Annotated in this window: 18 protein-coding genes; 6 read left to right on the forward strand and 12 right to left on the reverse strand. The window is 65.2% G+C overall.

Annotated features, from left to right (window positions below):
• Window positions 1-49: 49 nt before the first annotated feature.
• The gene (locus ACWKWX_RS03320) at window positions 50-1,441 is read right to left on the reverse strand and encodes an L-cystine transporter (RefSeq protein ID WP_483827018.1); all 1,392 of its coding nucleotides are present in this window, start codon (window positions 1,439-1,441) and stop codon (window positions 50-52) included.
• A gap of 245 nt (window positions 1,442-1,686) precedes the next feature.
• Between ACWKWX_RS03320 and ACWKWX_RS03325 the strand changes: the two genes are divergently transcribed.
• Window positions 1,687-2,742, forward strand: a complete 1,056-nt coding sequence (locus ACWKWX_RS03325) for an HAD family hydrolase (protein ID WP_416427387.1) — start codon at window positions 1,687-1,689, stop codon at window positions 2,740-2,742.
• A 106-nt stretch (window positions 2,743-2,848) separates the two neighbouring features.
• Here the strand turns inward: ACWKWX_RS03325 and ilvD are convergent, their stop codons facing one another.
• On the reverse strand, window positions 2,849-4,690 hold the full coding sequence (gene ilvD, locus ACWKWX_RS03330) for a dihydroxy-acid dehydratase (protein WP_416427386.1): 1,842 nt from the start codon (window positions 4,688-4,690) through the stop codon (window positions 2,849-2,851).
• A 462-nt stretch (window positions 4,691-5,152) separates the two neighbouring features.
• Here ilvD and mgtE point away from each other — a divergent pair, with 462 nt between their 5' ends.
• Complete coding sequence (gene mgtE / locus ACWKWX_RS03335; RefSeq protein WP_473004794.1) at window positions 5,153-6,199, forward strand: magnesium transporter; 1,047 nt, start codon at window positions 5,153-5,155, stop codon at window positions 6,197-6,199.
• A 107-nt stretch (window positions 6,200-6,306) separates the two neighbouring features.
• Here mgtE and ACWKWX_RS03340 read toward each other — a convergent pair whose 3' ends face one another.
• The 4 genes from ACWKWX_RS03340 to ACWKWX_RS03355 all read right to left on the reverse strand — a co-directional run bounded on the left by ACWKWX_RS03340 (window position 6,307) and on the right by ACWKWX_RS03355 (window position 9,435).
• Window positions 6,307-7,473 (reverse strand): MFS transporter, encoded by a 1,167-nt coding sequence (locus ACWKWX_RS03340; protein WP_483827019.1) that lies wholly within the window; start codon window positions 7,471-7,473, stop codon window positions 6,307-6,309.
• Between the two features lie 155 nt (window positions 7,474-7,628).
• Window positions 7,629-7,892: a hypothetical protein gene (locus tag ACWKWX_RS03345; protein ID WP_483827020.1), complete on the reverse strand. Its 264-nt coding sequence runs from the start codon at window positions 7,890-7,892 to the stop codon at window positions 7,629-7,631.
• A complete protein-coding gene (locus tag ACWKWX_RS03350; RefSeq protein ID WP_483827021.1) occupies window positions 7,889-8,107 on the reverse strand; it encodes a hypothetical protein in 219 nt (72 codons plus the stop codon). The genes ACWKWX_RS03345 and ACWKWX_RS03350 overlap by 4 nt, the downstream gene beginning before the upstream one ends.
• Window positions 8,108-8,238: 131 nt before the next feature.
• Window positions 8,239-9,435, reverse strand: coding sequence for a class I SAM-dependent rRNA methyltransferase (locus tag ACWKWX_RS03355; RefSeq protein WP_008364826.1), 1,197 nt, complete (start codon window positions 9,433-9,435; stop codon window positions 8,239-8,241).
• Window positions 9,436-9,779: 344 nt separating this feature from the next.
• Between ACWKWX_RS03355 and ACWKWX_RS03360 the strand changes: the two genes are divergently transcribed.
• From ACWKWX_RS03360 to ACWKWX_RS03370, 3 genes are all read left to right on the forward strand, one after another.
• Window positions 9,780-10,592 (forward strand): HDOD domain-containing protein, encoded by an 813-nt coding sequence (locus tag ACWKWX_RS03360; RefSeq protein WP_416427493.1) that lies wholly within the window; start codon window positions 9,780-9,782, stop codon window positions 10,590-10,592.
• 30 nt (window positions 10,593-10,622) lie between these two features.
• Window positions 10,623-11,435, forward strand: coding sequence for a bifunctional DNA-formamidopyrimidine glycosylase/DNA-(apurinic or apyrimidinic site) lyase (mutM, locus tag ACWKWX_RS03365; RefSeq protein ID WP_416427382.1), 813 nt, complete (start codon window positions 10,623-10,625; stop codon window positions 11,433-11,435).
• A gap of 87 nt (window positions 11,436-11,522) precedes the next feature.
• Complete coding sequence (locus ACWKWX_RS03370) at window positions 11,523-11,867, forward strand: multidrug transporter (RefSeq protein WP_416427380.1); 345 nt, start codon at window positions 11,523-11,525, stop codon at window positions 11,865-11,867.
• A 12-nt stretch (window positions 11,868-11,879) separates the two neighbouring features.
• Here ACWKWX_RS03370 and ggt read toward each other — a convergent pair whose 3' ends face one another.
• The 6 genes from ggt to ACWKWX_RS03400 all read right to left on the reverse strand — a co-directional run bounded on the left by ggt (window position 11,880) and on the right by ACWKWX_RS03400 (window position 18,291).
• Window positions 11,880-13,565, reverse strand: a complete 1,686-nt coding sequence (gene ggt, locus ACWKWX_RS03375; RefSeq protein ID WP_483827022.1) for a gamma-glutamyltransferase — start codon at window positions 13,563-13,565, stop codon at window positions 11,880-11,882.
• 26 nt (window positions 13,566-13,591) lie between these two features.
• Window positions 13,592-13,843, reverse strand: coding sequence for a YfhL family 4Fe-4S dicluster ferredoxin (locus ACWKWX_RS03380; RefSeq protein WP_003195146.1), 252 nt, complete (start codon window positions 13,841-13,843; stop codon window positions 13,592-13,594).
• A gap of 105 nt (window positions 13,844-13,948) precedes the next feature.
• A complete protein-coding gene (coaD, locus tag ACWKWX_RS03385; protein WP_416427378.1) occupies window positions 13,949-14,428 on the reverse strand; it encodes a pantetheine-phosphate adenylyltransferase in 480 nt (159 codons plus the stop codon).
• Between the two features lie 280 nt (window positions 14,429-14,708).
• Window positions 14,709-16,310, reverse strand: a complete 1,602-nt coding sequence (locus ACWKWX_RS03390) for a GMC family oxidoreductase (RefSeq protein WP_416427377.1) — start codon at window positions 16,308-16,310, stop codon at window positions 14,709-14,711.
• A gap of 24 nt (window positions 16,311-16,334) precedes the next feature.
• Complete coding sequence (locus ACWKWX_RS03395) at window positions 16,335-16,853, reverse strand: twin-arginine translocation pathway signal protein (RefSeq protein ID WP_483827023.1); 519 nt, start codon at window positions 16,851-16,853, stop codon at window positions 16,335-16,337.
• A 10-nt stretch (window positions 16,854-16,863) separates the two neighbouring features.
• The gene (locus ACWKWX_RS03400) at window positions 16,864-18,291 is read right to left on the reverse strand and encodes a coniferyl aldehyde dehydrogenase (protein ID WP_483827024.1); all 1,428 of its coding nucleotides are present in this window, start codon (window positions 18,289-18,291) and stop codon (window positions 16,864-16,866) included.
• 196 nt (window positions 18,292-18,487) lie between these two features.
• On the opposite strand from ACWKWX_RS03400, the gene ACWKWX_RS03405 reads away from it, so the two are divergent.
• Entirely contained in the window at window positions 18,488-19,159 is a 672-nt protein-coding gene (locus ACWKWX_RS03405; RefSeq protein ID WP_483827025.1) for a TetR/AcrR family transcriptional regulator, read from the forward strand.
• The last annotated feature ends 1 nt before the right edge of the window (window position 19,160 follow it).

Consider the following 19,160-nt stretch of genomic DNA (forward strand, 5'->3'; position numbering starts at 1 on the left):
GCTTTTCGGGGCCTCAACAGCTCGCTGGCAAGCCAGCTCCCACAAGCGTTTACCGGTGCGCCAGCTCGGCGTGCTCGTCGGCATCCAGCAGCGCCCGATCGGTCTGCTGCAACACCTGGCTGGCGATGGTGCCGGCCGTCATCGAACCGCTGACGTTCAGCGCCGTGCGGCCCATGTCGATCAGCGGCTCCACCGAAATCAGCAACGCCACCAGCGACACCGGCAGCCCCATGGCCGGCAGCACGATCAGCGCCGCGAACGTCGCGCCACCGCCCACGCCCGCCACGCCGGCCGAGCTCAGGGTCACGATCGCCACCAGGGTGGCAATCCACATCGGGTCCAGCGGGTTGATGCCCACGGTGGGTGCCACCATCACCGCCAGCATGGCCGGGTACAGGCCCGCGCAACCGTTCTGGCCGATGGTGGCGCCGAACGAGGCGGCGAAGCTGGCGATGGCCTGCGGAATGCCCAGGCGCTGGGTTTGCGCCTCGATGCTCAGCGGGATGGTGGCCGCGCTGGAGCGGCTGGTGAAGGCGAAGGTCAGCACCGGCCACACCTTGCGGAAGAAGCGCAGCGGGTGCACGCCGGCGATGCTCAGCAGCACGCCGTGCACCATGAACATCAGCGCCAGGCCGATGTACGACACCAGCACGAAGCTGCCCAGCTTGAGGATGTCCTGCAGGTTGGAGCTGGCGACCACCTTGGCCATCAGCGCCATCACGCCGTAGGGCGTCAGCTTCATAACCAGGCGCACCAGGCGCGTGACCCAGGCTTGCAGGGTCTCGATGGCGCTGACCACTTTCGCGCCTTTTTCGGCGTCATCCTTGAGCAGTTGCAGGGCAGCCACGCCGAGGAAGGCGGCGAAGATCACCACGCTGATGATCGAGGTCGGCTTGGCCCGGGCCAGGTCGGCCACCGGGTTCTGCGGCACGAAGGACAGCAGCAGCTGCGGGATGTTGAGGTCGTTGACCTTGCCCACGTAGTCGCTCTGGATCGCCTGCATGCGCGCCAGTTCCTGGGTGCCGGCCACCAGGCCCTCGGCGGTGAGGCCGAACAGGTTGGTCAGGCCCACGCCGACCAGTGCGGCAACGGCCGTGGTGAACAGCAGCACGCCGATGGTCAGGAAGCTGATCTTGCCCAGGGACGAGGCGTTGTGCAGGCGCGCCACGGCGCTGAGGATGGAGGCGAAGATCAGCGGCATCACGATCATCTGCAACAGTTGCACATAACCGTTGCCCACCAGGTCCAGCCAGCCAATGGTGGTTTTCAGCAGCGGGCTGCCCTGGCCGTAGATGGCGTGCAGGGCGCTGCCGAACAGCACGCCCAGCGCCAGGCCGATGAGGACCTTCTTCGCCAGGCTGAATGAGGTGCGGCTGGTTTGCGCCAGGCCTAGCAGCAGGGCCAGGAACACCAGCAGGTTGAGTAGCAAGGGCAGGTTCATTGAAGCTCCAGGGGAATTTATTCCGGCGCTTGCGCCTCTGATGGGCGCTGGCCAACCACAAACTCTAACACCCTGAATTTTCTGTCATTTATACGAAGTTCGCATGAGCTAAGTCGTTTTTGGAATAAGAGGGTGGCGTTTACAGGCAAGCGCGTGGCGCGATCGGGCCCCTGGCGGTCGTGTTCGCGCCAGAGTTGTCATGAGCATTTGCTAGGGTCCGTGCATCACTCTGGGGAGCACCACCGATGAAGCCACTGCGTAACCTGATTGCCGTCACCCTGGGCCTGGCGTTGGCCAGCCCGGTCTTCGCCACCGAACTCAAGCACTGGCCTGAGGCCCAGGCCAAACAGCTCGACGCGATGATCGCGGCCAATGCCCACAAGGGCAACTACGCGGTGTTCGACATGGACAACACCAGTTACCGCTACGACCTGGAAGAGTCGCTGCTGCCGTACCTGGAAAACAAGGGCGTGCTGACCCGCGAGAAACTCGACCCGTCGCTGAAGCTGATCCCGTTCAAGGACACTGCCGGCCACAAGGAAAGCCTGTTCAGCTACTACTACCGCCTGTGCGAAGTGGATGACATGGTCTGCTACCCGTGGGTGGCGCAGGTGTTCTCTGGCTTCACCCTGACCCAGCTCAAGGGCTACGTGGACGAGATGATGGCTTCGGGCAAGCCGGTGCCAGCCACCTATTTCGAGGGCGATGTGGTGAAGACCATGAACGTCGAGCCGCCCAAGGTGTTCACCGGCCAGGCCGAGCTGTACAACAAGCTAATGGAGAACGGCATCGAGGTGTACGTGGTGACGGCGGCCTCGGAAGAGCTGGTGCGCATGGTGGCGGCCGACCCCAAGTATGGCTACAACGTGAAGCCGCAGAACGTGATTGGCGTGAGCACCTTGCTCAAGGACCCCAAGACCGGCGAGCTGACTACCGCGCGCAAGCAGATCGAAGCCGGCAAGTATGACCCCAAGGCCAACATGGGCATGGAGCTGACCCCGTACCTGTGGACCCCGGCCACCTGGATGGCAGGCAAGCAGGCGGCGATCCTGACCTATATCGATCAGTGGAAGAAACCGGTGCTGGTAGGCGGTGACACGCCGTCGAGCGACGGCTACATGCTGTTCCACAGCGTGGACGTGGCCAAGGGCGGGGTGCACCTGTGGGTGAACCGCAAGGCCAAGTACATGGACCAGCTGAACGGCATGATCAGCAAGAACGCGGCGGCGCAGGCCAAGGAAGGGTTGCCGGTGACGGCGGACAAGAATTGGGTGATCGTGAAACCCGAGGAAATCCAGTGAAGTTCACATAACTCCGGGGTGATCGCTGATGTGGGAGCTGGCTTGCCAGCGAGTTTTGGGGAGGCCCGAAAATCTCGCTGGCAAGCCAGCTCCCACCGGTCGTCTATTACAGCCCGTCCAGCATCGCCTTGTTACGCACCGCGCCCTTGTCGGCGCTGGTCGCCAGCAGGGCGTAGGCCTTCAGCGCGGTGGTCACCTTGCGTGGGCGGACTTCGGCGGGCTTCCAGCCTTTCTTGTCCTGTTCCACGCGGCGTGCCGCCAGTTCTTCATCGCTGACCAGCAGGTTGATCGAACGGTTCGGAATGTCGATCAGCACCTTGTCGCCGTCCTGCACCAGGCCGATGGCGCCGCCCGCCGCTGCTTCCGGCGAGGCGTGGCCGATGGACAGGCCCGAGGTACCACCCGAGAAGCGACCGTCGGTCAGCAGGGCGCAGGCCTTGCCCAGGCCCTTGGACTTCAGGTACGAGGTGGGGTACAGCATTTCCTGCATGCCCGGGCCGCCTTTCGGGCCTTCGTAGCGGATGATGACGATGTCGCCTTCCTTCACTTCGTCGGCGAGGATGCCGCGCACGGCGCTGTCCTGGCTTTCGAAGATCTTGGCGTTGCCTTCGAACACATGGATGGACTCATCCACGCCGGCGGTCTTCACCACGCAGCCGTCCAGGGCGATGTTGCCGTACAGCACGGCCAGGCCGCCTTCTTGCGAATAGGCGTGCTCGAAGCTGCGGATGCAGCCGTTCTCGCGGTCGTCGTCCAGGGTTTCCCAGCGGGTCGACTGGCTGAAGGCGGTCTGGGTCGGGATGCCGGCCGGGCCTGCCTTGAAGAAGTGGTGCACCGCTTCGTCGTTGGTCTGGGTGATGTCCCACTTGGCGATGGCTTCTTCCATGCTGCGGCTGTGCACGGTCGGCAGGTCGGTGTGCAGCAGGCCGCCACGGGCCAGCGAACCGAGGATGCTGAAGATGCCGCCGGCGCGGTGCACGTCTTCCATGTGGTACTTCTGGATGTTCGGCGCCACTTTGCACAGCTGCGGCACCACGCGGGACAGGCGGTCGATATCGCGCAGGTCGAACGCCAGCTCGGCTTCCTGGGCGGCGGCCAGCAGGTGCAGGATGGTGTTGGTCGAACCGCCCATGGCGATGTCCAGCATCATGGCGTTCTCGAACGCCTTGAAGTTGGCGATGTTGCGCGGCAGCACCGACTCGTCGTTCTCGCCGTAGTAGCGCTGGCACAGCTCGACGATGGTGCGGCCGGCCTGCAGGAACAGCTGCTCGCGGTCGCTGTGGGTGGCCAGGGTCGAACCGTTGCCCGGCAGGGCCAGGCCCAGGGCTTCGGTCAGGCAGTTCATGGAGTTGGCGGTGAACATGCCCGAGCACGAACCGCAGGTAGGGCAGGCGCTACGCTCGTACTCGGCGACTTTCTCGTCAGAAGCGCTGGAGTCGGCGGCGATGACCATGGCGTCCACCAGGTCCAGGCCGTGGCTGGCGAGCTTGGTCTTGCCGGCTTCCATCGGGCCGCCGGAGACGAAGATCACCGGGATGTTCAGGCGCAGGGCGGCCATCAGCATGCCGGGGGTGATCTTGTCGCAGTTGGAGATGCAGACGATGGCGTCGGCGCAGTGGGCGTTGACCATGTATTCCACGGAGTCGGCGATGATCTCGCGGCTCGGCAGCGAATACAGCATGCCGTCATGGCCCATGGCGATGCCGTCGTCGACGGCGATGGTGTTGAATTCCTTGGCCACGCCACCGGCGCGTTCGATCTCGCGGGCTACCAGCTGGCCCAGGTCCTTCAGGTGCACGTGGCCCGGGACGAACTGGGTGAACGAGTTGGCGATGGCGATGATCGGCTTCTTGAAGTCGGCGTCCTTCATCCCCGTGGCGCGCCACAGGGCGCGGGCGCCGGCCATGTTGCGGCCGTGGGTGGACGTTTTCGAGCGATAGTCAGGCATGGAGCACTCCGGGCGGCTAATCAGGTATCAGTAAGGGAGTGAGCTTCTCTTGTCCTTTGCAGCGGCGACAGGTAGCTGCCACTGCGGATGAGGTCGGTGACGCTGCAGGATCGCTGCGCGCTCGACCGGAGCTCATAAACCCGCCGGGGGATGATTGGCGATGAATAGCTCGATTCTACACCGCTGGCGGCCGGATGGAATGCCAGGAACGACCACGTGCGTCTGGCCGGCGATTTGTAGGACGTTTCTGATTTTGCCGGAAGGGGTATTTAAGCCTTGCCTACATGGTTACTATCCCCGCGCCGCATGTGCGGCTGACGAGAAATAATCCCCATGGACCACCCCAGTTTAAGTTCCTTCGAGAACCACATTCTGGCCCCGACCGCAGCGGCGGCGGGCCTGCCTGTGAGCTGACGCGTCCGCTCGCCAGGCAGCCCTGCGCCGCTGACTGGAGAGCAACACATGACTACCCTGAACTACGAAATCGATTCGCAACGCAGCCGTGCCCAACTGGAGCGCGAAGACCTGCGCAAGCTGGCCACCTACCCGGAAGACAGTGCCGGTGCGCTGATGACCAGCGGCTATTCCACCGTGGGCGTGCACCTCAGTGCCGCCGAGGCCATCGACAGCCTGCGCCGCGAGGCGGCCGACGCCGACACCATCTACCAGACCTACGTACTCGACGAGCAGCGCTGCCTGCTGGGCACCCTGTCCCTGCGCGAATTGATCCTGGCTGCGCCGCAGGTGCGGGTGGGCGACCTGATGATCACCCCGGTGATCAGCGCCCGGGTCGATGCCGACCAGGAAGAGGTGGCGCGGCTGATCCGCCATCACGACCTGCTGGCCCTGCCCATCGTCAACGGCGACGGCGCGCTGGTGGGCATCGTCAGCTGTGACGACGCCATCGACGTGGTGGTGGAAGAGGCCACCGAGGACTTCCACAAGGGCGCGCTGATCGGCAAGCACCTGGGCAACATCGCCACCGCCTCGGTGGGCGTGCTCTACCGCAAGCGCGTACTGTGGCTGGTGCTGCTGGTGTTCGGCAACCTGTTCTCCGGCGCCGGCATCGCCGCGTTCGAAGACGTCATCGCTGCCAACATCGTGCTGGTGTTCTTCCTGCCCCTGCTGGTGGACAGCGGCGGCAACGCCGGCGCGCAATCGGCCACCTTGATGGTGCGCGCCCTGGCGACAGGCGACGTGGTCATGCGCGACTGGCTGCGCCTGCTGTGGCGCGAATGCTCCGTGGCGCTGTTCCTGGGCGTCACCATGGCCGTGGCCGTGGCCCTGCTGGGCGCCATCCGCGGCGGCTGGGACATTTCATTGATCGTTGCCAGCAGCATGCTGGTCATCGTGCTGATCGGCAGCCTCATCGGCATGAGCCTGCCGTTCATGTTCAGCCGCCTGCGCATGGACCCGGCGGTGGCCAGCGGCCCGCTGATCACCTCTATCGCCGATGCGGCGGGGGTGTTGGTGTACTTCGGGATTGCTTCGATGGTGCTGGATCTCTGAAACGCGATTGCAGCGTTTTGCCGCACGGTAGGAGCCGACCTTGGTCGCGATGCAGGCGACGCGTTTGTTCAGGCGCGGCCTCATCGCGAGCAAGCTCTGCTCCTACCCTATGGTTTTGTATAAAGGCGGTGGGTGGTGATCAGGCCGATCAGGCATAACGCCAGGAAGGCTACCCCTAGCATCATTTCAAAATCCGCCGCCACCAGGCTGATCGCCGCGCTGCCTGAACCCCCTGCCACCAACACCAGCGTGTTCAACACCGACGCCGACGCCCCCGCGCTGGCCGGCACCAGCTCCATGGCGCGGGAGGTGGCGGCCGGGCGGGCGATGGTGGTGCCGGCGGTACAGATCATCATCGGCAACAGCACGGTCGCCACGCTGCGTTCGGTGGCCAGGCCCAGCACCAGCATGGCCAGGCCTGCGGCGCCGATCAGCAACAACCCGGTGAACAGCTGATGGCGGTGGCTAACGCTGCGGCTCATGCGGCTGGCCAATAGGCCGCCCAGCACATAAGCCGCGCCGTAGCCCAGCAGGGTCAGGCCGAATTCAAGCTGCGACAGTTGGAAGTAGTCGAGGAAGATCAACGGCGAGATGGCAATAAAGCTGAAGTGGCAGGTAAAGGCAATCGCCGCAATCAATGAGAAGCCCATGAAAGCCGGGTTGAGGAACAATTCGCTGTAGGTTGCCAGCAGGGTTTGGCTTTTCCGAACGGCGCCGCGGGCGGGCGGCAGGATGCGCATGGCCTGTATCAGCACGCCCAGGGCGATCAGCGTGAATACATGGAAGCTGGCCTGCCAGCCGAACAGATGCTGCAGCAACGCCCCCGCCAAGGGCGAAAGCGAAATCAGCACGCCGCTGGCGCTGGTGACCAGGATGCGCGCGCGTTCCCGCTCGCGGCCTTCGAACAGATCCTGCACCAGTGCATTGAGCAGCACGAAGCAGCCGCAGCCGATGGCTTGCACTACGCGGAACGCTATGAAGCTGGCGAAGGTGTCGGCGCTCGCGCAGCCAATTGCGCCGATGATGGAAATCCCCAGCCCCAGGATCAGCAGCCCCTTGCGGCCAACCCGGTCAGACAGTGGGCCGAGGAATAACTGCGACACGGCAACCCCGATGGCGAACACGCTGATGGACAGGGCGATGTCGTGGATGGGTGTGGCAAAATGAGCAGACAGCGCGGGGAAGGAGGGCAGGACGACGTCGAGGGGGAAGACGGCGAGCAGAACCATGGCCAGCAGCAGTGCGATGACGGAGTGTTTATGCGGAGCAGACATGAGCCAAGCCTTTTTGACGACGAAGGCTACTCGCATCCAAATCGTGGTCAATAGCGGCTAGATCACGAAATTTCCCAAGTTTTTGTAGGAATAATCGTAGCCGCTGCCGCAGGCTGCGGCTACGTGAGCAGGCATATCGGTGCGGCAAGGAGCCGCTACGACGTTTTGGGAAAGTAGAACGAAATGACAAGCGTGATGAGTGGCAGGGCGCCGATTTTCACCAATTCGAACATTTGCTCCATCGCCTTGCTTTCCGGGTTCAAGCCATAAGCGATGAATATCCCTGCGCAGAGCATTAGCAGTGATATGAGGATTTGTCGGGCAAACCTCAAGCGATCGTTCTCTTTCAGTTGTACATCGCTGCCACTGGTGAAGAAGCTGACAAGGTTTCGATCCGGGTTTGGTGGCTGGGAGTTCATAAGCCCGTCACCCGCCCCATGACTTCAAAGGTATGGTCGTCGCGTTCTCGGATAAGGCCGAGCGCACCGCCGCACAGCTGTTTCTGGTCGTCGGCTATTGCCAGCAACGCGAACGCACGCTTCATCGCTTCTGCCTTGGTAATGCAGTTGCGTTGCGCTATCTGCGTGAGGCAGTTATCGATTTCGTCGCTGAGTTCAAGGGTAAAGGTGGGCATGGCGCTTCCTGCGTGTTTGGGCGTGCAGGAGTATAGGTGTGGAGGGGAAGCGAGGGATATCCGGGCACTTCCGAAGCTAATGTCGGACTTTTCCGAAAGGCCCGCGCCGGCAACGGCGCGGGCGTGGGGCATCAGCTATTCGGCAGCAACCGGCAGGTAATGCTCTTGATATAGCGGGTTTCCGGGATGGCCGGGTGTACCGGGTGGTCCGGGCCCTGGCCGCCGCGTTCCAGCAGCTGGATGTTGCGGTCCAGGTGGCGGGCGCTGGTCAGCAGGATGTTCTGCAGGTCGTCTTCAGGCAGGTGCATGGAGCACGAGGCGCTGACGAGGATGCCGTCCTTGCTGAGCAGGCGCATGGCCTGTTCGTTCAGGCGGCGGTAGGCGCCTTCGCCGTTTTTCAGGTCTTTCTTGCGCTTGATGAAGGCGGGCGGGTCGGCGACGATCACGTCGAAGCGCTCTTCGGAGGCCTTCAGTTGCTTCAGGGCTTCGAACACGTCGCCTTCGACGCAGGTGACCTTCTCGGCGAAGCCGTTGAGGGCGGCGTTGCGCTCAACGCCGTCCAGGGCGAAGCCCGAGGCGTCGACGCAGAACACTTCGCTGGCGCCGAAGGCACCGGCCTGCACGCCCCAGCCACCGATGTAGCTGAACAGGTCGAGCACGCGCTTGCCCTTGACGTACGGGGCCAGGCGGGCGCGGTTCATGCGGTGGTCGTAGAACCAGCCGGTCTTCTGGCCTTCCATGACCGGGGCCTGGAATTTCACGCCGTTTTCTTCCAGGTCGACCCACTCCGGCACCACGCCGAAGGCGGTTTCCACGTAGCGTTCCAGGCCTTCGGCGTCACGGGCGGCCGAGTCGTTCTTGAACAGGATGCCGCTGGGCTTGATGACCTGGATCAGTGCGGCCATGACGTCGGCCTTGTGCTGTTCCATGGTGGCCGAGGCCAGCTGTACCACCAGAATGTCGCCGAAACGGTCGACAACCAGGCCCGGCAGCAGGTCGGAATCGCCGTACACCAGGCGGTAGAACGGCTTGTCGAACAGGCGCTCGCGCAGCGACAGGCAGACGTTCAGGCGGTGCACCAGCAGCGACTTGTCCAGCGGCAGCTTGGCGTCGCGCGACAGCAGGCGGGCGCAGATCAGGTTGTTGGGGCTCATGGCGACGATGCCCAGCGGCTTGCCACCGGCGGCTTCGAGCACGGCCTGGTCGCCGGCCTTGAAACCATGCAGGGGCGTGGCGGCTACGTCGATCTCGTTGCTGTAGACCCACAGGTGACCGGCGCGCAGGCGGCGGTCGGCATTGGCTTTGAGGCGAAGGCTGGGCAGGGACATGAAGTCGCTCCGGGGAAAAAAGAGCGGGAGTATAGCGTGAACGCAAATGGCAGGCTTGCCGGCTTGACGAATAGCCCCTGCGTCGCTCTGTGGGAGCTGGCTTGCCAGCGAGCTGTTGAGGTCCGAAAAGCTCGCTGGCAAGCCAGCTCCCACAAGGACAGTGATTTTCACGGGGTATCGGTTTTGATACGTGAAAGATAGTGGCCACTTGTCATGAATCATATCGCTAGCGGTTGTGCCGTCGCCCCTCGCAGGGGTTAAAATCGCGCCTCAGTCCAGAGTGTGTACTTATGTCCCAAGAGCTTTCAGAAGAACAGATCCAGCAGGCCTTGCAGGGGATCAGTGTGCCGCCTCAACCGCAGATCATGGTAGACCTGCAGATGGAGCAGTACATGCCCGACCCGGACCTGGAAGTGATCGCTCGTCTGATAGCGCAGGACCCAGGCCTGTCGGGGGCGCTGCTGAAAATCGTCAACTCGCCGTACTACGGCCTGTCGAACAAGATCGCCTCCATCCAGCGCGCGGTGAACCTGCTGGGCAGCCGCTCCATCATCAACCTCATCAACGCCCAGTCGATCAAGGGCGAGATGAGCGACGAAACCATCGTCACCCTCAACCGTTTCTGGGACACCGCCCAGGACGTGGCCATGACCTGCCTGACGCTGGCCAAGCGCATCGGCTCCCAGGCGGTGGACGAGGCCTATGCCCTGGGCCTGTTCCACGACTGCGGCATCCCGCTGATGCTCAAACGCTTCCCCGACTACATGAGCACCCTGGAGCGCGCCTACGCCAACGCCGGCCCCGGGCTGCGCGTGGTGGACACCGAAAACCAGGCCTACAACACCAACCACTCGGTGGTGGGCTACTACACCGCCAAGTCCTGGCGCCTGCCCGAGCACCTGGGCAATGCCATCGCCAACCATCACAATGCCCTGGCGATCTTCAGCGATGACTCCAACCAGAACAGCCAGTTGAAAAACCTGCTGGCGATCCTGAAGATGGCCGAACACATCTGCTCGTCGCACCGGGTGCTGGGCAACCAGAACGAAGACCACGAGTGGAACACCATCAGCCATCTGGTGCTCGATTACGTCGGCCTGTCGGACTACGACTTCGAGAACCTGAAGGAATCCATCCGCGAGCTGGGCGCGCGCTGACGCTTCCCGCCGCTCTGCAACGAGCCTTCCATGCCTGAATTGCCTGAAGTCGAAACGACCCGCCGGGGCATCGCGCCTCACCTTGAAGGGCAGCGCGTGAGCCGTGTGATCGTGCGCGATCGCCGCCTGCGCTGGCCGATCCCCGAAGATCTGGACACGCGGTTGTCGGGGCAGAAGATCATCGGCGTCGAGCGGCGGGCCAAATACCTGCTGATCAACGCCGAGGTCGGCACGTTGATCAGCCACTTGGGCATGTCCGGCAACCTGCGGCTGGTGGAAGTGGGGCTGCCGGCGCTCAAGCATGAGCACGTGGACATCGAGCTGGAGTCGGGCCTGGCGCTGCGCTACACCGACCCGCGGCGCTTCGGCGCCATGCTCTGGAGCCTGGACCCGCTCAACCACGAGCTGCTGGTGCGCCTGGGGCCGGAGCCGCTGACCGCGCTGTTCGACGGCGAGCGGCTGTTCCAGCTGTCGCGCGGCAAGAGCATGGCGGTGAAGCCGTTCATCATGGACAACGCCGTGGTGGTGGGGGTGGGCAACATCTACGCCACCGAAGCGCTGTTCGCCGCTGGTATCGACCCGCGCCGCGAGGCGGGTGGCATTTCCCGGGCGCGGTACCTGAAGCTGGCCATCGAGATCAAGCGCATCCTGGCCATGGCCATCGAGCGCGGCGGCACCACCTTGCGCGATTTCATCGGCGGCGACGGCCAGCCGGGCTACTTCCAGCAGGAGCTGTTCGTCTACGGGCGCGGCGGCGAGATGTGCAAGGTGTGCGGCAGCACCCTGCGCGAGGTGAAGCTGGGCCAGCGCGCCAGCGTGTACTGCCCGCGCTGCCAGAAGTAAGCGGTTACGCGCCGGGCCTGACAACCCGGCAGACGCTGATATAGTGAAGAATCAAGTAGCCGCAAACGCCCGCAAAAGGACTGTGCCATGAATTGCTTCCGTACCCTGTCCCTCGTACTGATGCTGTGCCTGGGCCTGCAGGCCTTGCCCAGCCTGGCCGACGAACTGCAGGAAAGCAGTGGCAGCGGCGACCCGGTGTACCAGGTGCAGAGCCCGCCCGCTTTTTCGATGATCGCCGACCTGGTCATTGCCCGGCCCTTGCTGATTGCGGCCACGGCCATCGGTGCGGCGGTGTTCGTGGTGTCACTGCCGTTCACCGCCCTGGGCGGCAACGTCAAGGACGCCGGCAAGGCGCTGGTGGTTGACCCCGGCAAGGCGGCGTTCGTGCGGTGCCTGGGCTGCACCGGCGACGGCTACGGCAAGCGCCAGTAACCGCCGCGCCGGTCACGGGTTGGCCGGCATCACCTCGGAAACACCCACGCCGCGCGGGTCGCTGGCGGCTTCCACCTTGCCATTATCCTTATGCCACAGCAGCACCTGCTGGTTGCCGTAGGCGCGGCCGGCCTGCTTGAGGCTGTAGCCGCGGCCCTGCAGCTCGGCCAGTTGGGCAGCGCTGAACGCACCCGGCTCGTACTCCACCACGTCCGGCAGGTACTGGTGATGGTAGCGCGGCACGGCTGGCCAGGTTGGCACCGGCTGGCCATCCAGGTACTGCAGCATCGCCAGCAGCACCATGCTCGGGATACGACTGCCGCCCGGCGTGCCAAAGGCGGCAAAATCCGTCGGGCTTTCGATGAAGCTGGGGCTCATGCTCGACAGCGGGCGCTTGCCCGGCGCCACGGCGTTGGCCTGGCTGCCGGCCAGCCCGTAGGCGTTGCTGCCGCGGGGGTCGGCGGCGAAGTCGTCCATCTCGTCGTTGAGCACTACGCCAGTGCCGGCGGCGGTGAAGGCGGCGCCGAACGGCAGGTTCACCGACAGCGTGGCGGCCACGGCGTTGCCTTGGTTGTCGAGCACTGCAAAATGGGTGGTGTGCTCGCCCTCGCGCCAGGCCGGGGCGGGCGGCAGGTCGGCGCTGGGCGTGGCTTGCTGCGGGGCGATGCTGGCGGCCAGGCTTTTCAGGTAGGCGGGGGCCAGCAGCGCCTGGGTCGGGTTGTTGACGAAATCCGGGTCGCCCAGCTGGCTGCGGTCACGGTAGGCGCGGCGCAGGGCTTCCACCACGTAATGCACGCGCTGCACCGGCTCGGCCTGGCGCCACGGCACCTGCTGCAGGATGGCCAGGGACTGGGCCAGGGCGATGCCACCGGCCGAAGGCGGCGGTGCGCTGATCAGCTCGCGCTGGTCGGCCAGGGCAAAGCGCAGCGGCGCGCGGCTGGCCACCTGGTAGTCGGCCAGGTCCTTCAGGGTCCAGATGCCGCCGCCCGCCTGCACCGCCTTGACCAGCGCCTGGGCGGTGGCGCCGGCGTAGTAGCCATCGCGGCCCTGTTCGGCGATGCGGGTGAGGGTTTGCCCCAGCTCGGGCTGGCGCAGCACTTCACCGACGGCCGGTACCTCGCCGTCGCGCAGGAACAGGCGCGCGGTTTCCGGGTCGTCGCGCATGGCCGCCAGGCGCGCGGTGGCCCAGGCGCGGTACACGCGGTCCACGGCAAAGCCCTTGTTGGCCAGGCGGATGGCCGGCGCCAGGGAGTCCGTCAGCGGCAGCTTGCCGTAATGCCCGGCCAGTTCCACCAGTGCCGCGGGCAGGCCGGGGATGCCGCTGGCCAGTGCGCCGGTGGTGGACAGCCCCGGTTGTTCCTTGCCGTCGCGCAGGTACATGTCGGCGCGGGCCGCGAGCGGTGCTTTCTCCCGGGCATCCAGGAAGCGATAGGCGGCCGGGCTGCCGGCCTGGCGCAGCAGGAAGTAGCCGCCACCGCCCAGCCCGGAGGCGTAGGGCTCCACGACCGCCAGGGCGGCACTGATGGCAATGGCGGCATCGAAGGCGTTGCCGCCCTCGGCGAGAATCTTCTGCCCGGCGGCGGTGGCCTGCGGGTGAGGGCTGGCGATGGCCGCCGCAGCCGGCAGCGGCTGGGCGTGGGCCAGGGCGGAGCAGCACAGCAGCAACGCGCCGAACAGCAGTGAGCGGGTGTTCGGCATGGGCGGCTCCTCCTTGAGCGGCAAGATCAGGCTTTGCCGGTGATCTTGCGGTATTTCTCCATCAACTGTTCTTCTGTTTCCGGGTGGGCTTCATCCAGGGGGATGCAGTCGACCGGACACACCTGCTGGCACTGCGGTTCGTCGTAGTGGCCGACGCACTGGGTGCACAGGTTCGGGTCGATCACGTAGATCTCCTCGCCTTGGGAAATCGCCGCGTTCGGGCACTCGGGTTCGCAGACGTCGCAGTTGATGCAATCGTCGGTGATGATCAGGGACATGGGTACTCCGGCCGGGGCCTTGGCCCGGGCATATGAACACTAATGTGCGCAATTGTGCCGCATAAGCGCGCGCAGTGCACGCTTATGCAAGGCGGCCGGCACTGGCTACTTCTTGAAGCGCAGGGTCAGCGCCTCGGCCACGGCCGGGTGCACGAACTTGGTGATATCGCCGCCCAATGCCGCTATTTCCCGGACCAGGGTCGAGGAAATGAACGAATAACGCTCCGACGGGGTAAGGAACAGGCTCTCGACGTCGGGCGCCAGCTGGCGGTTCATGTTGGCCAGCTGGAACTCGTACTCGAAGTCCGAGACCGCACGCAGGCCGCGCAGGAACACGTTGGCACCCTGCTCCTTGGCGAAGTGCGCCAGCAGGGTAGAGAAGCCGACCACCTCGACGTTGGGCAGATGCTTGGTGACCTCGCGCGCCAGCTCGACCCGTTGTTCCAGGGGGAACAGCGGGTTTTTCTTGGGGCTCGCGGCCACGGCTATGACCACGTGGTCGAACAGGCGCGAGGCGCGTTCGACCAGATCGCCGTGACCCTTGGTGATGGGGTCGAAGGTACCTGGGTACAACACTCGGTTCATCGCGTCGTCCTGGCGGGAATCCGTTGGGGACTGGGATGGTATCGCAGCATTCCCGGCCGGCCAAGTCGGCGTGCAGGGTATATCGGACTATAGACAGGTTTGCCGTTCGCTGATTGCTAGCTGGAAATCTGTCCTCGTTTGCTGCCGCAGGCGCTGTGGCGGCGCCCGGCCAGGGCCGGCTTCTACCGCGGTTTCTGTAGCAGCGGCCGCAGGCCGCGTCCAAGGCGCTGTGCTTTTACCGGCACACCGCGGTGAATCCGGACGCAGCCTGCGGCAGCTGCTACGGGGGCTCTGGCTTCAGGCGCTGGGCCAGCAGGGTGCTCAATTGCGCGCTGAGGCCGTACACCGACAGCTGCGGGTTGGCGCCAATGCTGGTGGGGAACAGCGAGCCGTCGTGGATCGACAGGTTCTCCAGCTGGTGGTGCCGGCCCAGGCTGTCAGTGACCGCGCGGCCCGGATCTTCGCCCATGGCGCAGCCGCCCATGACGTGGGCGCTGCCCAGGCGGGTGCGGAACAGCTCCAGGGGCAACCCGGCGATCATCTGGCGGGCCTGGTCGAGGGTTTTCGCCGGGCGGGCGTCGTTGTGCAGCGGCAGCACGCTTTGCGCGCCGGCGGCGAACTGGATCTCGGCCATGCTCAGGAAGGCCCGGCGCACGCCGTCCCAGGCGTAGTCGGAAACCCGGTAGTCGAGCACCGGCGAGCCATCGTCGCGCAGCTCCACGCTGCCGCCCTGGCTGTCGGGGTGGAAGCCGTCGCGCAGCAGCGCCAGCATCATGTGGGTGTGGGGCAGCTGCGCCATGCGCGCGGCGTTTTCCTCACCGAAGCCGCCCAGCAGGGTGCTGGCCAGGGCCGGTTGCAGGGGCGGCACTTCGAGCTTGTAGGCCATGGGCCCGGTGGTGCCGTCGAGCCACTGGAAATGATCGGAATAGATCGACTGGGGCGCGCCGTAGAACGGGTTGATCACCTGTTCGAACAGCCCGGCGGAGAAATTCACCAGGTGCAGGAAGGTGCGCTTGCCCAGCCGGTCGTGAGGGTCGGGGGCCTTGGAGCGCAGCAGCAGGGCCGGGCTGTTGATGCCGCCGCCGGCCAGCAGGTAGTGACGGGCCTTGAGGGTGATGGTCGTGCCGGTGGGCGCCACGCAGCGCTCATCCATGGCCAGGCATTGCAGGCCGGTTACCCGCGTGCCGTCGATCAGCAGGCGCTGGGCGCGGGTCAGGTAGAGCAGCTCGGCACCCTTGTCGAGGGCGGCCGGGATGGTTGTTACCAGCATCGACTGCTTGGCGTTGGTGGGGCAACCCATGCCGCAATAGCCCAGGTTCCAGCAGCCGCGCACGTTGCGCGGGATGACTTTCCAGCTGTAGCCCAGGGCTTCGCAGCCGCGGCTGATGACCTCGTTGTTGGCGTTGGGCGGGATCAGCCAGGGCGCCACGCCCAGGCGTTGTTCCATGCGCTCGAACCAGGGCGCCATGTCATCCACGCCATGGCCCTTCACCCCGTGCTCGCTGGCCCAGTGCGCGAGGGTCTGGGGTGGCGTGCGAAAGCTCGACGTCCAGTTCACCAGGGTAGTGCCGCCCACCGCGCGGCCCTGGAGGATGGTGATGGCGCCGTCCTTGCTCATGCGGCCGATGCCTTCCTGGTAGAGGCTGGCGTAGGCCTGGGGCTCGATCATCTTGAAGTCGCTGCTGGTCTTGAGCGGGCCTTCCTCGACGATCAGCACCTTGAGCCCGGCGGCGCTGAGGATCTCGGCAGCGGTGCCGCCACCGGCACCGCTGCCGATGATGACCACGTCGGCTTCAAGCGTCAGGTCCTGCTGCAGGCGTGAGCCGTCATGGGTTTTCCAGCCGCGGGCCATGCCGTCGCGGAACAGATCGGGTACAGGCATCACAGGCTCTCTTATTGTTGTTTTTCAGACGGTGGGTGGCCCTGGGTAGCCGCAGTGGGCCCAGGCTTGCGGGCGGCCGTACCAGGCCATCAGCACCAGTTGCAGCAAGGACGCGTGCCCCTGGCGCAGCAGGTTCAGGCTGCTGCCTTGCCAGCGTTGCAGGAACGCCTCGATCTGCTCGGGGCTGGCCTGCTGCCAGCTGCCCCACACCCCGGTCAGCGGGCCGCGGGTAACGGGTAGGGTGAGTACGTCGAACAGTTGCTGGGTGAGCTTGAGCATGGGCGCGGACAGGTGGTCGAGGCTGCTATCCAGGCCTTGCAGCGTCTGTTCCACGGCGACCGGCATGGCGTCGGTGCTGCCGGCCAGCATGACCGGGACCAGCGCCCGCAGAAACGCCAGGTCGCTGTCGCGCAGCACCGCGAAGCCGTTGGCCGGCGTGGCCTGGCTGCAGCCGCTGAGGCTGGCGCCCAGGCCAGCCACGGCGAGAAAAGCGCTCGCGCCCAGGCCCAGCTTGAGCACGGCGCGGCGTTCGAGGCTGTGCATGGCGGCGCCCTCAGCGAATAAACAGCTTGTACACCAGTTTCTGCAGGCCCTTGCCGTAGGGCGGGTAGATCACCCGGGCGGCGTTGAAGCGCTGCTTGACCAGCACGCCCTTGGCCTTGCTGAAGGTCAGGAAGCCCTCGTGGCCGTGATAGTGGCCCATGCCCGAGGGGCCGATGCCACCGAACGGCATGTCGTCCTGGGCCACGTGCAACAGGGTGTCGTTCAGGCAGGCGCCGCCGGAATGGGTGTGGGCCAATACGTGCTGTTGGGCGGCCTTGTCGTAGCCGAAGTAATACAGGGCCAGCGGGCGAGGGCGGGCGTTGACGTAGGCCAGGGCCTCGTCCAGCTCGCCGTAGGGCACGATGGGCAGCAGCGGGCCGAAGATTTCGTCCTGCATGACCGTCATGCCATCGTTGACGTTGAGCAGCACCTGCGGCGCCAGGCAGCGCCCCGCATCCGGTGTTTGCGGGTACAGCTCGACTACCCGCGCGCCCTTGCGCCGGGCGTCGTCGAGGTAATGGTTGAGCCGCGCCAGCTGGCGCTCGTTGATGATGTGGGTGTAGTCCGGGTTACCGTGCACCTGTGGATAAAAGCCCAGCACGGCCTGGCGGTAGGCGTCGACGAAGGCGTCCAGGCGCTCGGCCGGCACCAGCACGTAGTCGGGGGCGACGCAGGTCTGCCCGGCGTTCAGGGTCTTGCCGAAGGCGATACGCTCGGCGGCGTCCTTGAGGGGCACGTCGTGGCTGACGATGGCCGGCGACTTGCCGCCCAGTTCCAGGGTCACCGGGGTGAGGTTGTCGGCCGCGGCGCGCATCACCTGGCGGCCGACGCTGGTGGCGCCGGTGAACAGCAGGTGGTCGAACGGCAGCCGTGAGAAGGCGATGCCCACGTCGGCCTCGCCCAGCACCACGCACACCAGGTCGCTGGGGAACACCCGTTCCAGCAGGCGCTTGAGCAGCAGGCCGGTGGCCGGGGTGGCCTCGCTGAGCTTGAGCATCACCCGGTTGCCCGCCGACAGCGCGCCCACCAGCGGCCCCACGGCGAGAAACAGCGGGTAGTTCCACGGCACGATCACCCCGACTACGCCCAGGGGCTGGTAGGCCACCTTGGCCGAAGCTGGCTGGAAAGCCACCCCGACCTTGCGCCGCGAGGCTTTCATCCAGCCCTTGAGGTGGCGGCTGGCGTAGTGGATGCCTTGCAGGCTGGGCATCAGCTCGGCCAGCAGGGTCTCGTCGGCGCTGCGGTTGCCGAAGTCCTGGCGCAGGGCTTCGACCAACGCCTGCTGCTCGGCCACCAGCACCTCGCGCAGGCTCTTGAGCCATTGCCGGCGCTGGGCGGCAGGCGGCATGGGGTTGGCGGTGAAGGCCTGGCGCTGGGCCTGGAACAGGGGCTCCAGCAGGGCCAGGGCGTCTGGCGATGCTTGCAGTTGCGCGGACATGGCGTGGGCTCTCTGGTTAATTATTGTACTTTGTAGAGCTTATACTCTAATCGTGTGTGGGGTGCCTGGGTATTCGGTGGGTGAATGACGCGGCCTTGTGGCCGCTGCTACGGGCGGTGCCATTCGAAGGCTGCGGCGCGGCTCGCTACGTGTACACTGTGATCATTCATTCAAGACCATGGCCAGGGAATCGCACATGGCTGCCCGCCCCAAGACCCGTGACCGTATCGTCCAGCACAGCCTGGAACTGTTCAACCAGCAGGGCGAGCGCAGTGTCAGTACCAACCACATCGCCGCGCACATGGAGATATCGCCCGGCAACCTGTACTACCACTTCGCCAACAAGCAGGAAATCATCAGCGAGCTGTTCGACCAGTACCAGGCGCTGGTGGACGGTTTCCTGCGCCCGCCGGCCGGGCGCCTGCCCACGGTGGACGACAAGCGCTATTACCTGCGCGCGGTGCTGTCGGCCATGTGGAACTACCGCTTCCTGCACCGCGACCTGGAGCACCTGCTGGACAGCGACGCCGAACTGGCCGAGCGCTACCGGCGCTTCTCCCAGCGTTGCATGGTGCAGGCGCAACTGATCTACAAGGGCTTCGTCGAGGCCGGGATCCTGGACATGAACCCCACCCAGATCGAGGTGGTGACCCTCAATGCCTGGATCATCCTCAGTTCGTGGGGGCGTTTTCTCAGCACCACGCGGGAAAACTCCGCGCGCATGAGCGAAGAAGCCATCAAGCGTGGTGTCTATCAAGTATTGATGCTGGAGTGGGGCTACGTCACCGCTGATTACCGCGCGGCGGTCGACAGCCTGTTCCAGGAGTTCCACGTGTCGCTGAACCAGGCGCTGGAACCGTCGGACTAAC

It is taken from the genome of Pseudomonas imperatae (assembly GCF_057128625.1).

What these genes read in the sequence shown, in the direction of transcription:
- ACWKWX_RS03320 (WP_483827018.1), bottom strand. Translation starts at nt 1,441, where the DNA reads ATGAACCTGCCCTTGCTACTCAACCTGCTGGTGTTCCTGGCCCTGCTG.
- ACWKWX_RS03325 (WP_416427387.1), top strand. Translation starts at nt 1,687, where the DNA reads ATGAAGCCACTGCGTAACCTGATTGCCGTCACCCTGGGCCTGGCGTTG.
- ilvD (WP_416427386.1), bottom strand. Translation starts at nt 4,690, where the DNA reads ATGCCTGACTATCGCTCGAAAACGTCCACCCACGGCCGCAACATGGCC.
- mgtE (WP_473004794.1), top strand. Translation starts at nt 5,153, where the DNA reads ATGACTACCCTGAACTACGAAATCGATTCGCAACGCAGCCGTGCCCAA.
- ACWKWX_RS03340 (WP_483827019.1), bottom strand. Translation starts at nt 7,473, where the DNA reads ATGTCTGCTCCGCATAAACACTCCGTCATCGCACTGCTGCTGGCCATG.
- ACWKWX_RS03345 (WP_483827020.1), bottom strand. Translation starts at nt 7,892, where the DNA reads ATGAACTCCCAGCCACCAAACCCGGATCGAAACCTTGTCAGCTTCTTC.
- ACWKWX_RS03350 (WP_483827021.1), bottom strand. Translation starts at nt 8,107, where the DNA reads ATGCCCACCTTTACCCTTGAACTCAGCGACGAAATCGATAACTGCCTC.
- ACWKWX_RS03355 (WP_008364826.1), bottom strand. Translation starts at nt 9,435, where the DNA reads ATGTCCCTGCCCAGCCTTCGCCTCAAAGCCAATGCCGACCGCCGCCTG.
- mutM (WP_416427382.1), top strand. Translation starts at nt 10,623, where the DNA reads ATGCCTGAATTGCCTGAAGTCGAAACGACCCGCCGGGGCATCGCGCCT.
- ACWKWX_RS03370 (WP_416427380.1), top strand. Translation starts at nt 11,523, where the DNA reads ATGAATTGCTTCCGTACCCTGTCCCTCGTACTGATGCTGTGCCTGGGC.
- ggt (WP_483827022.1), bottom strand. Translation starts at nt 13,565, where the DNA reads ATGCCGAACACCCGCTCACTGCTGTTCGGCGCGTTGCTGCTGTGCTGC.
- ACWKWX_RS03380 (WP_003195146.1), bottom strand. Translation starts at nt 13,843, where the DNA reads ATGTCCCTGATCATCACCGACGATTGCATCAACTGCGACGTCTGCGAA.
- coaD (WP_416427378.1), bottom strand. Translation starts at nt 14,428, where the DNA reads ATGAACCGAGTGTTGTACCCAGGTACCTTCGACCCCATCACCAAGGGT.
- ACWKWX_RS03390 (WP_416427377.1), bottom strand. Translation starts at nt 16,310, where the DNA reads ATGCCTGTACCCGATCTGTTCCGCGACGGCATGGCCCGCGGCTGGAAA.
- ACWKWX_RS03395 (WP_483827023.1), bottom strand. Translation starts at nt 16,853, where the DNA reads ATGCACAGCCTCGAACGCCGCGCCGTGCTCAAGCTGGGCCTGGGCGCG.
- ACWKWX_RS03400 (WP_483827024.1), bottom strand. Translation starts at nt 18,291, where the DNA reads ATGTCCGCGCAACTGCAAGCATCGCCAGACGCCCTGGCCCTGCTGGAG.
- ACWKWX_RS03405 (WP_483827025.1), top strand. Translation starts at nt 18,488, where the DNA reads ATGGCTGCCCGCCCCAAGACCCGTGACCGTATCGTCCAGCACAGCCTG.